A 16,605-nucleotide genomic window follows, 5' to 3' on the forward strand; every position below is an offset into this window, starting at 1 on the left:
AGAAATACTATCTGTTTGATCTTAATATTATTATCTTTGTAATCGTTATGGTGCAATTGCAGTCGTAATAAGCATCTAAAGACTCCGCTTAACTTCTTTATGAAGTGCATTGGTGGCAACAAAACATACCAACATACTAGTAGTATTGGATAGAGAAAAGATTGGACAGGATACTATTGTATGTAGTAGGGCTGCGATACCATCATCGTTAGCAAAGTAAAAAGAGCAACTATATCCTAAGTAATACCTACAGCGAAGTAAAGACAGAAGTTAACTAAGGAGATATTATACAACAGGGCACGGTGAAAAAGAAATGAAAGAACGCCTACTGGATACCATTCCGGTCAGTACCCTGACTGGTGTTAGTGCCAGGCAAGTGGCAAAACTCGCTAAGCTCGGCTTACATACCATTCAAGATCTACTGCTTCACCTTCCACTACGCTACGAAGATCGTAGTAGGATCTACGCTATTAATGATCTACCACTCGGCATCTGGGCTATGGTAGAAGGCAAAATCTTACAGACTGAAGTTAACTTTGGCAATCGTCGCATGTTGATATGTCAGATTAGTGATAGCAGCGGTACACTGACTTTGCGTTTCTTTAACTTCAATCCGGGTATGAAGAATAGTCTCATACCTGGCCGTCGAATCATTGCATACGGGAAAATTAAGCGTGGCCAACGTGGCTTAGAGATCACTCATCCTGAATACAGTGTACAAAGCATACACAGCCGTGGGACTCTGAAAAAAAACCTAACACCAATTTACCCTACTACAGAAGGTGTTCGACAAAGTACGTTACGTCATCTTACCGATCAAGCCCTAGCTCTGCTCGATAGCGTACCGATTGCCGAACTGCTGCCGCAGAGTCTAGCACAGGGCATGATCAGTCTGCAAGAAGCGCTACGTACTCTGCATCGTCCACCATTAAATTTATGTCTACGGAATCTCAAAAGAGGCCGCCATCCAGCACAGTACCGACTGATTCTTGAAGAGCTATTAGCGCATACTCTCAGTGTACTTGCGGTGCGCGACGGCGTTCAGCGCTTCCAAGCACTGCCTTTAAAAATGATCCATACACTGAGTGATAAACTCCTAGCAGTGCTACCTTTCTCACCGACTAATGCGCAAAAACGAGTAGTACAAGAGATTGAGCAAGATCTGTCTAGCGATTTACCAATGATGAGGCTAGTTCAGGGCGACGTAGGTTCCGGTAAAACTCTGGTAGCGGCTCTGGTGGCGTTAAATGTTATTGCACACGGTAAACAGGTAGTACTTATGGCGCCAACCGATCTACTAGCTGAACAACACGCGAACAATTTTCATAGCTGGTTCACGCCACTCGGCATTAATGTCGGCTGTTTATCTGGCAAGCAGAAAGGAAAATCACGCCAAGCGCAGCAGGCAGCAATTGCTGATGGTCAAGTGGCGATGATAATTGGAACACACGCCCTATTTCAGGAAAAGGTGCAGTTTAACAAGCTAGCACTAGTGATTATTGATGAGCAACATCGCTTCGGTGTACATCAGAGGTTGGCTCTTTGGGAAAAAGGCGAGGAGCAAGGTTTTCACCCACATCAGTTGATTATGACCGCCACACCTATCCCACGTACCTTAGCAATGACTACTTATGCCAATCTTGATATTTCTACCATTGATGAACTTCCGCCAGGCCGTACACCAGTCACCACTGTGATGATCCCCGATAGCCGCCGTAATGAGATTATCACACGAGTACAACATGCCTGCCTAAAAGATGGTTGCCAGGCCTACTGGGTCTGTACACTGATTGAAGAATCCGGGCTGCTTGAAGCACAAGCGGCAGAAGCAAGCTGGAAAGCTCTCAAAGCTGCACTACCCACACTTAATATTGGTTTAGTGCATGGTCGCATGAAACCTGCGGAAAAACAGGTGGTAATGGCAGCATTTAAGGCTAACGAACTACAGCTTCTTGTAGCTACAACCGTCATTGAAGTAGGAGTCGATGTGCCCAATGCTAGTTTAATGATTATTGAAAATCCAGAGCGTCTCGGTCTGACGCAGCTGCATCAATTACGCGGACGCATAGGACGTGGTGCGGTGGTCTCTCACTGTGTTTTACTTTACAAAACACCTTTAAGCAAAACTGCGCAGCAGCGTCTGCAAGTGCTGAGAGATAACAACAATGGCTTTGTAATTGCCCAGCACGATCTAGAGATCCGTGGTCCTGGGCAACTTTTAGGCACTCGCCAGACCGGAAATACTGACTTCAAGGTCACGGATTTGCTGCGCGATAAGGAGATTGTTCCAGAAGTACAACGTGTAGCGCTCCATATTCATCAACACTATCCTAAGCAAGCTAAGGCATTAATCGAACGCTGGTTGCCATCAGCAGAACGTTATACGAAAGTATAATTCATCTTCTATTCCCCATCAAAGTACAAAACTATATATTGCCTTGGGAATATAAGGTGTCTAATAGACACACTCAAAGTTTATAACAAGAATTCATTAATCAACGAAGTAAATTCTCTGTACTCAAAGTAGTTTTGTCTCCATTTCTAACAACACTAAAAGTGATTAGGGAAGCGTGACTCATGACCACACAATCTATATACGGCGTCATCATTGGAGTAGTTATTAAAGAAATATAATCTCTTATTTTTTTATGCTGTATGTAATTTTAGCTTGCGATAATCATCTAAAGTAACGGTAATTTCTGCACCCAGTAACACAATACACCAGGTCCAGTAGACCCAGAGGAATAGGAGGGGGATCACCGCTATCACCCCGTAAATTAGCTGATATGAAGGGAATACCGTAACATACATAGTAAAGATTTTTTTACCTAATTCAAATAATAGACTTGCTACTAGAGCGCCGATAAGCGCATCAAACGTTGGAACACTACGAGTTGGTACAGTGTTGTAAAGCAGCCAGAAAGCGATCCAAGAAAGCAGTATAGGAAAAACCTGCAGCACCTGATCAATCAGCCCATAATAGCTACTGTCACTAATCCAGCGTAACGAAAGTAAATAGGAACTAATCGCCAGACTAGTACCCACCAGTAGTGGACCCAATGTCAGAATCATCCAATAAATAATAAAAGAGTAAATAAGAGGACGTTTTTCATGGCAGCGCCAGATGGTATTCAGCGTCGTATTGATAGAATGCATCAGCAGTAAAGAGGTGATGATAAGTCCTACCACGCCTAGTATAGTTACTCGGTGTACATTAGCGAGGAATTGATCCAGATAGAGCTGTACTACGTTGCCTGTCGCCGGGACGAAGTTAGTAAAAATAAATTTTTTTATCTGGATACTGACTTCAAAAAAGATCGGAAATGCTGATAAAAGTCCAAATATGACAGCGATTAGCGGCACTAGTGCCAACAATGAGACATAGGCCAAGTTGCCGGCCTGTATCGTCATATTGTCATCGCTGATACGCTTTGATAGTAACTTAAGCCACAGCCATAACTCATCGAAGATTAAAATCATACGGCTTGATATCATCGTTCAACAGTGATTTTCTAGCCAAGATGGGATGGTATTACTATCAGTGACAAGTATACTCTTAATGCCTATCATTTTAGCCGCTGCGATATTTTCTGCATTAGCATCGAAGATAATTGTTTGATCGGCATCATAGCCTTCTTGCTGTAAGACATGTTCAAAAATGCGGGTTTCCGGTTTACGCATGCCCAGCGTTTGCGACAGATAAATAGTGTCCACCGACGCGCGTACTTCCGGATATTGAGTTGACCAGCATTCGGTATGTAGTTTATTGGTGTTAAAAAGAATTACCACACGGTGGCCATCAATGCGTAACTGATTCATTAATATCAGTGTATCGGTCTGCGCCCCTATAAATGCTGCCTGCCAGCCCACTACAAACTGTTCGTAGCTCAGAGTGATATCTAATTGTTCACATAACTCAGCTGCAAAATGTTCGTTGCTGATTTCGCCGCGCTCATACTTTTTAAATGCCTCATCCCTGTGGAAGCGGCTCTGCAACAGCGCTAGAGGTACGCTTCCCAAGTTACTCCAGACACCTAGAATACGGTTAAAATCTATGTTAATAATCACATTGTCTAAATCAAAAATATATAACATGGCAATAATCCTCTAGTTCCCTAGATTATTCACTCTTCTAGCGGCAAAATAGTGTCAGAATAAACTCAATCATAATGATAGCAAAAGATAAAAAAAAACTATTAAAATAGAGATTTTTAGTACTTAACGCATTGCTGTTTTCAACAATGCAATTGCGTAGTACGCTTTTGCGTGTATTCATCATTTGAATGATGTTTATGGAAAAGATGTACCAGGAGCATGAAGTAAATTTTTACTGTTAGACAGTGCAAATCCCTTCCGAATAGGAAACTGTAAATACGAAAATTTATTTTTCACAGACTTTTGCACTATAACTTAGGAATGATTTTCCGTGCTCCTTGAGATTACAAAGAGATAATACGGTGTGAACAACTTAATTAAGAAATGCACCTGGAGGTACATATCTTGTTGATATGCTAGTCTCAAACTATAGAGGGAATGATCTTTTACCCTAAATTATTAGATGATATTACATTAGTATACACGGCAAAGTTACGAACGAATATCTACACTACCTGGGTAACTAACTTGTGTAATGATAGTGATGTTACATCAGGCAAATTTTAGCTCACAACTCAACTCTGTCTCCGATATTAGCAACAGTACGCTATTGTGTTAGGGCTAAGCGGATACTTAATAAATACGATTACATTTTTTATTTGAAGGGTATTTCACAAGCAGAAGAGATTTGACTGCACATAGTGCAGTGCATGAATACAATTAGGTGTATACAAAGAAGGATACCTAAAAAACTACGCTTTTTTAGCACACTTGATTAGTGCAGACAGCTAATAATGGAAAAGGGTTCACACAGTATTAATTTAGCCTTATTTCTAAAATTTAGAACAGTGTTCACCTTGTAATGCATTACTTAGCAAAAGGCAAAAATAGCAGCCACATCACGGCTAAAGCATGCATGTCAACATCGGTTAGTTGATGAAAATATTAGTTAGACTAAAAGATTCCAGACGTCGCAGTCTCTCATTACGACTATAATAACCATTTCTAGGAGAGTTGAGTATGTCAGCTGAACACGTTCTCTCGAAGATGAAAGAGCACAAAATTAAGTTTATTGACCTTCGTTTTACTGATACCAAAGGCAAAGAACAACACGTTACTATTCCTGCCAACCAAGTTAACGCTGATTTCTTTGAAGAAGGTAAAATGTTTGATGGATCTTCAATCGCTGGCTGGAAAGGCATTAACGAATCAGACATGGTGCTGATGCCAGACACTACCACTGCGGTGCTGGATCCTTTTTTCGAAGAATCGACGCTAATAATCCGCTGTGACATCTTTGAGCCAAGCACTATGCAAGGTTACGATCGTGATCCACGTTCTATTTCTAAGCGTGCTGAAGAGTATCTGAGTACTTCGGGTATTGCAGACACAGTGGTGTTTGGACCCGAGCCGGAGTTCTTCCTATTTGATGACATTCGTTTTAGTTCTTCTATTTTTGGTTCATATGTCGTCATCGACGATATCGAAGCAGCGTGGAACACAGGCAAAGAGTACCCAGGTGGTAATAAAGGCCACCGTCCTGCCCTGAAAGGAGGATACTTCCCAGTTCCGCCGGTTGACTCCTCGCAGAATATGCGTTCCGCCATGTGTCTATCTATGGAGCAGATGGGCCTAGTTGTTGAAGCACATCACCATGAAGTAGCGACAGCTGGTCAGAATGAAGTGGCAACACGGTTTAACACTATGACTAAAAAAGCTGACGAAATTCAAATTTATAAATATGTGGTACATAACATAGCGCACGCTTACGGTAAAACTGCGACTTTTATGCCAAAGCCTATATTGGGCGATAACGGTTCGGGAATGCACTGCCATATATCGCTTTCTAAAGACAGTGTAAACTTGTTTGCAGGAGATAAATATGGAGGTCTATCCGAAACCGCGCTATTCTACATTGGCGGCATTATTAGTCACGCAAAAGCGATTAACGCTTTAGCAAATCCAACCACCAATTCCTACAAGCGTCTAGTGCCTGGTTACGAAGCGCCTGTTATACTGGCTTATTCTGCCCGTAACCGCTCTGCCTCCATCCGTATCCCCGTTGTCGCTAGTCCAAAAGCACGTCGTATTGAAGTACGCTTTCCCGATCCGTCTGCTAATCCGTATCTAGCTTTCACTGCCCTACTAATGGCGGGTCTTGATGGTATAATAAACAAAATCCACCCTGGCGATGCGATGGATAAGAACCTGTACGACCTGTCACCAAAAGAAGAATTAGAAATTCCAAAAATTGCCGTTTCGTTAGAAGAAGCTCTAAACGCCCTGAATAAAGATCGTTTGTTCTTGGTGCGTGGTGGTGTGTTTACTGATGACGCTATCGATGCTTACATTGAACTGCGTAAAGCAGAAAATAACCGAGTTTGTATGACACCGCACCCGGTTGAATTTGAACTGTACTATAGTGTTTAATCTTTATTCGGCTCAAGTCCTTTACTACATAAAACATAAAATTATAACCAATATCCTACTAAGGATATGAAATACAACGAAACAGTGTAATATGCAGAAAATTTCTTGATGGTAGACACTTTGGCCCATATCTTTATGGGCTTTTTCTGCTTCAAATTTAATTCTGTCACTATCTAAAACTAGACTATAGCTCAGAGGAATATTGTATGGCAACGTGCCATCCGCTATAAAAGTGGAGAAAAGCTCAACTATCTGATTTATTATATCAACTTATTTATTGATAGATAAATATCTAATGCTCCACAATACCAATCTGGCAGCGAAGCAATTATTATCGCAGAACTGGCGCTACTTGTACGCTACAATGGCCGCTTCTGTACCTTAAGCCTCCTAATCTGTTGCTGAAAAACTATTATATCTAATCAATTATTGAGCAATCGACCGTCTGCTTCATGTCGTGTACCACCTACTAAGCTAGTAACCACATAGCATGAATATTACGCAGAGAATTTATCCATCAAGTCGCTGAAAGAGTAGTTAAGTTAGTTATGTATAAAGCTGTTGAAAAAAAAATCTTGTTAGAATGCGATTACTATCTCAGTTATACCGGAGATACTGCATAATTCTGAGTAAATTGAACACCATTCTTCTAACAATGTACTTCATACGCGCTACCGACTCGTTGCATTTATCAAATTAAAAATGATGGCTTTGGCATTCGATCCTATTTACGCGATACGCTTATTTATCTAATGAGCACAGGATATGCGATGGTGGCACTGCTCTAGTCATCTCTATTTCCCACAGTCCTAATCAACCAGTCTTTTAGAAAAAATAAACTTCACAGGTGGACTAAAAACATACAACATTTTCAATTTATCTGCCTATTCACCAGTGAGGTTTCTATGCAACGAGGGAGAGTCTGGATCGTCGATGACGATAGCTCCATCCGCTGGGTGCTTGAACGTGCGCTTATTGGAGCCGGTTTAAGTTGTGCCACTTTAGAGAGCGGTGATGAAGTACTGAACGCGCTCTTGACCACAACCCCAGATGTTTTGTTGTCAGATAATTGCATGCTAGGTACAAATGGCCTAACGCTACTAAAACAGATCAAGCAGAGTCATCCAATGATCCCTGTCATCATTATGACAGCACACTTTGATCTAGATGCAGCAGTTGGTGCTTACCAACAAGGGGCGTTTGACCATCTGCCTAAACCTTTTAAGATTGATGAAGCCGTAGCTTTAGTCGAACGTGCCATCAATCACTATCAGGAGCAGCAGCAACCACGTAATCATCCGCTTAGTAAATATACTACCACTGATATCATTGGTGAAGCACCTGCAATGCAGGATATGTTTCGTATTATCGGCCGTTTGTCACGATCGTCGATTAGCGTGCTGATCAACGGGGAATCCGGCACCGGTAAAGATCTAGTCGCACATGCGTTGCATCGCTACAGTCCCCGCAATAAAGCACCATTTATTGCACTGAATATGGCAGCAATTCCCAAAGATCTAATCGAGTCCGAGCTTTTTGGCCATGAAAAAGGCGCGTTTACTGGTGCTAACCAAATTCGACAAGGTCGCTTTGAACAGGCTGACGGTGGTACGCTTTTCTTAGATGAAATTGGTGATATGCCACTTGACATGCAGACACGCTTGCTGCGTGTTTTGTCTGACGGTCAATTTTATCGTGTTGGTGGCTATGCGCCAGTGAAAGTCGATGTACGTATTATCGCGGCTACTCACCAAAATTTGGAGCTATGTGTACAGGAAAGCAAGTTTCGCGAAGATCTTTTCCATCGGTTGAATGTGATTCGCATACATCTGCCACCCCTGCGTGAACGTCGTGAGGATATTCCTTGCCTAGCTCATTATTTTTTACAGATGGCAGCATGTGAGCTAGGTGTTGAAGCGAAAATTCTTCATCCTGAAACAGAAGCGGCGCTGACATCTCTCTACTGGTCAGGTAACGTGCGCCAGCTAAAGAATACCTGTCGTTGGCTGACGGTCATGGCAGTAGGTCAAGAAATACTGATCCAGGATCTGCCTTCCAAGATGTTCGAGTCTAGCACTTTGGAAAATTCAGTTCAATCTATACCGGACAGCTGGGAAACCCAGCTAGCACAGTGGGCTAATCATGCACTGTGCTGCGGGCAGAAAAATCTTCTTTTTGAAGTACAGCCAAAAATGGAACGTACCTTGTTGACCACCGCACTACACTATACACAAGGGCATAAGCAGGAAGCTGCAAGGCTACTAGGTTGGGGCCGTAATACATTAACGCGCAAACTTAAAGAACTTGGTATGGAATAATTAATGAGGAGAAATCAGGTTATTATTTAATAACTTATTGCTGTACCCTAATTTACACCACGGTGCTGTTAAGCAGTATGCAGGTGAGTTTAAGAGAAAAAACAATTTACCAATTCTATTTATGCATAATTTTGCACAATGTGGATGATATTACTAACGCACCGTAACTACCTTGTAAAAGGAACCGACTTTTTTTAACTACTCATTTAAAAGTGTGTGAAAAGCAAAGTATTTTGCCCTAGTATGGCGTGGATAGTGTAAATTACTCGCAAATGAAATGTGCAATAATTCATACTCTTCTAGTTCGCACTATCCACCACGCCTACTATGATACTATCCGAACATTCTTTGTTCGTTTTAAAAACTTAATGTGAAAATGACTGCTAGTGCTGCGTTTATAACTTTGCATCGCAGATAAGAGTCGTCAGGTAGTGCGAACAGTGCCAGAGTAACTTCTTTCTAGTTCCTCCCACTGTGGGTCATAATACTAACGAGCAGAGTAGTATATACTTTTTGTGGTGAGCATACATCACACTCTTTTTTATAAAAGAGTATCTTTAAATAACTTGTATTAACGTACAAAATCTATGCTGTTTAAATGAACTGTTGGTATAAAAATACGCATTACAAATAGAATCTTGTTTTTTATTAAAAAATGATAATATGGAAGATATTGTAGTAATAATTATAGCTGGACACTATTAGCTTTATCTATATACTTCGTAACAGGCATCATATTTTTAGTTCTTTTTAGTTTAAAAAATTTAGGGTGATCCACGTTTGCCAACTTCTAAGATAATTTATATCCGTATCCGTCCTCACTTAGATTAAGTAAGCAATATGGCAACAGACACAACCCATCACTGCCCAATTATCACATTTAAACTATGAAATAATAGTTTTTGTTTTTAAAAAAGTGCTCACAATAAAATTTTTTCTCGTGAAAATTGTTTATACCTTATAAAATGCCAGAGATAGAATTTGTCGGGTACCATGGCACCATATTGCATGTAATCAGCATTAGTTCTTAAACCTTTTCGGGGTTCACCTTTGTCTGAAATAAATTATAACTTTACTCATTTTATTCTTAGTGCGATCGATATACGCCAGTTACCTGCAGATACTGGGATTGAGGTAGCTTTTACTGGACATTCGAACGCAGGAAAATCCAGTGCACTAAATACGCTGACAAAACAAAAAAAACTAGCTCGTACTAGTAAAATTCCAGGATGTACACGGTTAATCAATCTGTTCGAAGTAGCTGAAGATAAGCGTATAGCAGATTTACCAGGTTATGGTTATGCTGCAGTACCAAAAGAAACAAAAAAGAAATGGCAGAGCTTAGTAAGAGCGTATTTGCAAAAACGCAAGGCTCTAAAAGGCTTAGTAGTATTAATGGACATTCGCCACCCACTTAAAGATATTGATCAACAGATGATCCAGTGGGCAGGGGAGAGCCAGATACCAGTGTTAGTGCTGTTGACTAAAGCGGATAAGGTCTCGTTGAGGAGACGTCACTCACAACTCAATATAGTGCGCGAAGCTTCTCTGGCTTTTATAGGCGATGTGCAAGTAGAAATTTTCTCGTCACTAAAAAAAAATATAGGCGTAGATAAATTATCTCAAAAATTAGACTCTTGGTTCATGGGAAAGGGTACAAATACACTATTAATCTAATAAGATCCGCTCGCGTTTTACCAAATGAACTCAATAATCCACAAGACAATCATCTCAATATGTTTTCTTTATCTCCCATCATCATTGATTGTCAGAATCCCAAAGGGTTATTCTGGTTAATGTTTATCAACAGCCATAATTTTTATATTCAAAGATTGAAAAGTGTCTGACTATACTAATTTTTAGTAAATAGCTCCTCTAATTAACTACATTGGTTAAAGAAACTTTAGCTTATTTTATCTCAGTTCTCAACAGGTTCAACGTTGGACGCACCGCCTCTGAGAGACGTCCGTTAATGTGCCTGATCCCAATTTTCCCCAATACCGATTTCCACCTTAAGAGGAACATCTAGTATTATGCTACCCTCCATTAATTCACGGATCTTCTGACTAGCATACACAACTATATCGCTACGTACCTCAAATACGAGCTCATCGTGAACCTGCATAATCATCCTTATGGTCTTATTACTACTATTCTGTTGTTGTATCCATCTGTCTATTGCGATCATAGCGCGCTTGACGATGTCTGCCGCAGTCCCCTGCATTGGTGCGTTAATTGCTGCTCGCTCCGCTGTTTTACGGAGTACAGCGTTGCTAGATTTGATATTGGGTAGCCATAAACGACGCCCAAAAAGAGTTTCTACATAACCTTGTCTAACCGCTTGCTCACGAGTTTCTTTCATGTAGCGTAATACATTGGGATAACGCTTAAAATAGAGATCCATGTATTTTTTCGCTTCATAGGAGCTAATGTTCAATTGGCGTGATAAACCGAACGCGCTCATACCATATATCAGACCAAAGTTAATTGCTTTGGCACTACGGCGTTGCTCAACACTGACTCTACTTAGCACAACACCAAAAACTTCGGCGGCAGTAGAGCGATGAATATCTTGACCATATGCGAAAGCATCTTGCAGACCTTTATCTTGGGAGAGGTGTGCCATGATACGTAGTTCAATTTGTGAGTAGTCTGCTGCCAATATACAGTGACCTTTCTCAGCAATAAATGCCTGCCGTATACGTCGACCTTGCTCATCGCGAACTGGAATGTTCTGTAGGTTTGGATCCGTTGATGAAAGACGCCCAGTTGTAGTAACAGCTTGATGATAAGAGGTATGCACGCGGCCAGTTAGCCGATTGATCATCTTTGGTAATTTATCTGTATAAGTTGATTTAAGCTTCAACAAACCACGATGTTCTAAAATTACTTTTGGCAATTGATAGTCGAGCGCTAGCTCCGCCAATACTGCTTCGTTAGTAGATGGAACACCGCCACGTGTTTTTTTAGTAGGCCTCATGCCCTGATTTTCAAAAAAGATTTTTTGCAGTTGTTTAGTAGACGCAAGATTAAAAGGTTTTCCCACTAATTCATGTGCCTGCTGTTCCAACTCCGTCAATCTCATCGTTAGTTCTTTTGAATACTGTTCCAGAGAAACCGGTTCAATGAGTACGCCATTGCGCTCAATGCGAGAGAGTACGGTCAACAGAGGCATATCAATCTCTTCAAACACTGTTTTCTGACATGTCTCCTTTCTTAATTCAGGCCATATTTTTAAATGTAACTGAAGTGTGATATCTGCTTCTTCTGTTGCATAATACGCCGCTTTCTCCAGAGTTATTTGGTTAAAGGTCAGCTGATTTTTACCCTTGCCAGCGATATCTTCGAAGGTCACTGCTTTACGATTAAGCCAACGTCTTGCCAAGCAGGCCATATCATACTTACAGTCGACGCTGTTGAGAAGGTAAGATTCTAGCATAGTATCGAACTTAATACCGCCTAGTTCAATATCGTAATTCTTCAGTACACCATAATTAGACTTCATGTTCTGACCTACTTTCTTGACGTTGTTATTTTCAAAAATAGGCTTGAGTTGAGCTAGCACATTACGACGATTTAACTGTTTCTGGGCATCAGGATAGTCATGTCCTACTGGTAAGTAAGCAGCCTCGCCTGGTGCTATGGCGAGCGCAATTCCAATAATGTTAGTACTAAATATATCGAGGGAATCAGTCTGAAGCTTAAAAGCAAATAGATCGCTATTTTTTACCTTTTCTAACCATAAATCGAATGTTTTTTGGTCAAGGATAATCATATTCTTATCAGAAGGGATCACGCTGTTGGCTTGCGGTTTCATTGAAGTGTCCACTATTAGTGGACACTTCTCTTTCAGGTTATTCTTTTTCCTCTTTAGCCATTTCTCTTCCTCTAAGTCAGATAGCCAATGTTTAAATTCATAATAGCTAAATAATTTCTGCAGCATTGCTATGTCTGGCTTATTCACTGTCAATTCGCTACAGGTTAGATTTAATTCAACATTAGTTTTAATAGTGATGAGTTGGTAGGAGAGAAATGCTATTTTTCGATTTTTTTCTAGCTTGGCTGCCATGGTTCTTGCACCGCGTAAAGAGAGATTGGCTACCTTATCGAGATTATCGTAAATTGACTGTATACCTCCTAATTCTTGTAGCAATACAAGCGCGGTTTTTTTACCAATACCAGGAATACCCGGAATATTATCAGAACTGTCCCCTACTATTGTGAGAAAGTCGATGATCAATGAGGGTACTACACCATATTTTTTCTTAACCTCTGAGGGACCTAAGATCTCCTTAGTCATGGTATTCATTAAGGTAATATTCTGAGTGACTAACTGCGCCATATCTTTATCCCCAGTGCTGATAAGTACGGAACGGCCCTCTTTTTCTGCTTGACGCGCCAGCGTACCGATCACATCATCCGCCTCAACTCCACTTACCGTCACAAGAGGTAACCCCATCGCTTTTATCATCTGATGCAAAGGTGCTATCTGAACACGTAAATTATCAGGCATTGGTGGACGATGTACTTTATAGGCTTTAAAAAGCTCACTCCTGAAACTTTTGCCTTTGGCATCAAATACCACTGCAAAATGGCTTGGGTTATATTGCATTAATATGTTTTTTAACATATTGACTACGCCATATATGGCACCGGTAGGTTCATCTAAGCTGTTGGTAAGAGGTGGAAACGCATAATAAGCGCGGTAAAGGTAGGATGAACCATCGACTAAGATGAGAGGATTTTCTAAAATTTGCACCATAAACCTAGATAATCTCTATTGCTATGGATGAAACTGCGGGGATTCACAGCTTTTTCAAAAAAACATTGAGGGCAATTGTACTACAATAACATTTCTTTTCTTTTTTTCAATCTTAAATTTTACGGCTTTTCTGTAGAGAACTTTGCACATAACGTTCAGAAATATTTTTTAAAAAAAGAAAATATATCAAAAATTTATTTTTTTATCATTAAATGATATTGCTGTCCTCTCACAGAGAGGTTGTAGATCGTATAGATCTGAAATCAGGAAGAAAGCAAATTAATTACTATGCTAAGTGATTTTACACACAAAAAAGAAGTCTATATATCGATGTTTATAGATAAGTCTTACTTTTATTACTTTTTGCTGACTAGAAACTTTGTTATATTAGCGTATTCAGCAATAAAGTTTTCCATAGAGCTACTGTCAATACCTCCATTATTTATCATATATTTACCGTTAATAAACATCACAGGCACGCCAGGCAAATCGACGTCTGACGCAGCTTTTTTCTGCTGTTCCACTAGTGCCTTCACGGCAAAACTATTCCAAGCAGCATCATATTCTTGAGATGAGATGTATGATGCATTAATAAAAGCTGATTTTAAGCTAGCCGCATCAGTGATAGTATGTGTTTTCTGGATACCGTCAAATAGAGATGCGGTCACTTTATCTTCTACGCCTAGTGCCATGGCAACCGCCCATGCACGCGTCACAACCGGACCAAAATCTCCGCCAAGGAAATCGACATGGTATTTAGTTATTTTCGTATTAGTAGGTAAATTATTCTTGACTGCGTCGCTAATGTGGTAAAGACAATCAAATTGATAGCAATGTGGGCAAAAAAAGGAAAAAAACTCTAGCACCTGCGGCTCGTTAGTAACAGCTTGTGGTAAGCTAACATATTGCTGACCATCAGTAAATTGTGTAGCAGTAGCACTGAATGACAATATTATGCTAGCCAGTGCAACCCAAATTTTCTTCATTATAAAGTATTCTCCTAACTTCATTTAAAATTGCAGGATCAGCTATAGTGACTACTTTTTAGTAAATTACAAAAGCGTTATCCTTGTAATTCTTTAATAACATTTCTTACTAAATTTGTACGCCTATACGGATAGGCGCAGATCAACTTTTGAGATCAAAAGAAAGACTATAGGAATACATCCTGTAGCCCTGCTGAGTCTTACTAGCTACTACTTCGGTTAAAAGTTTATTAATCACTTGCAGAAGCACTGTCTCTCAGCCATCCATATAAAAAAAGTATTTACTAGATACCAATTCAGTATACGACTAATGCAGATATAGATCTATCATTCATATAGATTATAGAAATTTATGAAAGGTTGTGTACGTCTAATCGAATGTATCATTAGCCATTCACTCCAGTTGTTTATTATGGTGCATGCTTTTACTAGCTGTTACAGCTTAACAGATATTAAAGACAGTAAGAATCAGTATATGTATTTATAAAATATTCTTCTTTTTCAATCAATCGATATAACAAATAGCACTTATTTGCATGCTAAGGTACGAAATGATATTTCCCTATTCTAATTAAGATTTTAGTAATGTAGAAATGAAATAATTTCGTGATATAGTGATATTATTAGATACAATTTAATCTATAGAATTAATGTGGCTGACTTAATTATTTCTAATAGATATTAGGCATTTTTAAAATTATTGTTGTCATCTTATCCTTACAACCCTCAGAAGGAGAGTAAGATTTAACAAGAAATATAACTATAACTAAAAAATAATTATAGCTAATATCAACAGCTTAATTAATGTTAGATCATGTATAAAATGTTCTTTTTTTTTGAAAAAATCACTATTCTGCTCAGCGGTGCTATAGCTTATAAATATCTAACTGTATTTTTTACTTCCCTGAGCCTAGGGATTTACTGAAAACATTACTGCTAAATTTTATTAATTTGTAAGGTACAAATTTAACTAGCCGTATTAAACTCAACTAATAAGGGATTATGGTCGGATGCTTGAGTTACTAGAACCGATGCATTATTAACGCTGATATCGCGATAGAAAACGAAGTCGAGTGGAAGACCAAACATTTTACGCCGGTGATCGTGGATAAATCTTACTTCTTTTATAGCCATTTCACTCATAAATCGATAAAGAACATGAATACGATGACGATTCCATGCATTGAAATCCCCCGCCATAATGACCGGTCCCTTATGATGTAGAATTTGCTCACCAATGGGACCTAGCTGTTTGCTATAAACATCAATTCCTAGGCTGAAATTTATTGCATGGATATTTACCACCATCAACATCGCACCAGTTGGTAATGTATAAGCTGTGACCAGTGCAGATTTAGCCAAACGTAACAGAGGTTCCCGCTCGCGAAGAGGGTAACAGTATACAGGATATGCCGATGCAAGTGTCATGACTCCAGAAGGATGCTGTGGAAGTACAAAAGCGGGCACCTGATCAGCTGTAAGGTAATTACTAGTCGCAAAATGTACTAATTCAGGTGTAGTCTGCGCTTCCTGTAAAAGCATAAGGTGCGCATCTTTTCCGAACCCCTGCAATACAGACATCCAGTCAGAGCGCTGCTGTTTGAATATATTCCATATCAATACCTTTAGATTATTAGCATTTGATATCACCGACTCTTTAGGTAATAGCGCCTTACGGAGATGTAACATCGCACTCGGTGGAAAGATTTGCTCTACTGGTTGTCCAGCGACATATCTCACTGCATAAGTTTTTTTTTGCACTCTTTGACTCAATGTTTTTAGCAGCTGTTGTAACTTATAAAGATTTTTAGTTTGGATTTCAATTTCTTGATGTAAAGGATAAGCCTTAACTTCAATAAGCCAGGGCTTATCCTTTTAGTGGGTACATATAAAGGAGGGTGGCGGTGCGGACGGGACTCGAACCCGCGACCCCCGGCGTGACAGGCCGGTATTCTAACCGACTGAACTACCGCACCACCGAACACGATATCGCGTAAGATTATGACTAATAACG

At 39.9% G+C, this 16,605-nt stretch carries 9 protein-coding genes and 1 tRNA gene; 4 read left to right on the forward strand and 6 right to left on the reverse strand.

Translation table 11 applies throughout. The annotated features are described in order from the left end of the window. Window positions 1-313 precede the first annotated feature (313 nt). Window positions 314-2,395, forward strand: a complete 2,082-nt coding sequence (recG, locus tag FD729_RS04665) for an ATP-dependent DNA helicase RecG (protein ID WP_159932118.1) — start codon at window positions 314-316, stop codon at window positions 2,393-2,395. Window positions 2,396-2,646: 251 nt separating this feature from the next. Here recG and FD729_RS04670 read toward each other — a convergent pair whose 3' ends face one another. Together FD729_RS04670 and FD729_RS04675 are read right to left on the reverse strand one after the other, a co-directional pair. Continuing rightward, window positions 2,647-3,480 (reverse strand): virulence factor BrkB family protein, encoded by an 834-nt coding sequence (locus tag FD729_RS04670; protein ID WP_236421739.1) that lies wholly within the window; start codon window positions 3,478-3,480, stop codon window positions 2,647-2,649. Between the two features lie 18 nt (window positions 3,481-3,498). Further along, window positions 3,499-4,095: an HAD-IA family hydrolase gene (locus tag FD729_RS04675; RefSeq protein WP_159932120.1), complete on the reverse strand. Its 597-nt coding sequence runs from the start codon at window positions 4,093-4,095 to the stop codon at window positions 3,499-3,501. Window positions 4,096-5,115: 1,020 nt separating this feature from the next. On the opposite strand from FD729_RS04675, the gene glnA reads away from it, so the two are divergent. From glnA to yihA, 3 genes are all read left to right on the forward strand, one after another. After that, window positions 5,116-6,525 (forward strand): glutamate--ammonia ligase, encoded by a 1,410-nt coding sequence (gene glnA / locus FD729_RS04680; RefSeq protein WP_159932121.1) that lies wholly within the window; start codon window positions 5,116-5,118, stop codon window positions 6,523-6,525. Window positions 6,526-7,430: 905 nt separating this feature from the next. After that, window positions 7,431-8,843, forward strand: a complete 1,413-nt coding sequence (gene glnG, locus FD729_RS04685) for a nitrogen regulation protein NR(I) (protein WP_159932122.1) — start codon at window positions 7,431-7,433, stop codon at window positions 8,841-8,843. Window positions 8,844-9,893: 1,050 nt separating this feature from the next. Further along, window positions 9,894-10,520 carry a ribosome biogenesis GTP-binding protein YihA/YsxC gene (yihA, locus tag FD729_RS04690; protein WP_159932123.1) on the forward strand — a complete coding sequence of 209 codons (627 nt, stop codon included), beginning with the start codon at window positions 9,894-9,896 and terminating at the stop codon, window positions 10,518-10,520. 292 nt (window positions 10,521-10,812) lie between these two features. Here the strand turns inward: yihA and polA are convergent, their stop codons facing one another. The 4 genes from polA to FD729_RS04710 all read right to left on the reverse strand — a co-directional run bounded on the left by polA (window position 10,813) and on the right by FD729_RS04710 (window position 16,567). Next, a complete protein-coding gene (gene polA, locus FD729_RS04695) occupies window positions 10,813-13,605 on the reverse strand; it encodes a DNA polymerase I (RefSeq protein WP_159932124.1) in 2,793 nt (930 codons plus the stop codon). 356 nt (window positions 13,606-13,961) lie between these two features. Next, complete coding sequence (dsbA, locus tag FD729_RS04700) at window positions 13,962-14,591, reverse strand: thiol:disulfide interchange protein DsbA (protein WP_159932125.1); 630 nt, start codon at window positions 14,589-14,591, stop codon at window positions 13,962-13,964. A 966-nt stretch (window positions 14,592-15,557) separates the two neighbouring features. After that, window positions 15,558-16,352 carry an endonuclease/exonuclease/phosphatase family protein gene (locus tag FD729_RS04705; protein WP_159932126.1) on the reverse strand — a complete coding sequence of 265 codons (795 nt, stop codon included), beginning with the start codon at window positions 16,350-16,352 and terminating at the stop codon, window positions 15,558-15,560. Between the two features lie 138 nt (window positions 16,353-16,490). Continuing rightward, window positions 16,491-16,567 (reverse strand) — tRNA-Asp (locus FD729_RS04710). Window positions 16,568-16,605: the final 38 nt, after the last annotated feature.

This window comes from Pantoea sp. Nvir (genome assembly GCF_009829915.1).
Taxonomy (GTDB): Bacteria; Pseudomonadota; Gammaproteobacteria; order Enterobacterales; family Enterobacteriaceae; genus Pantoea.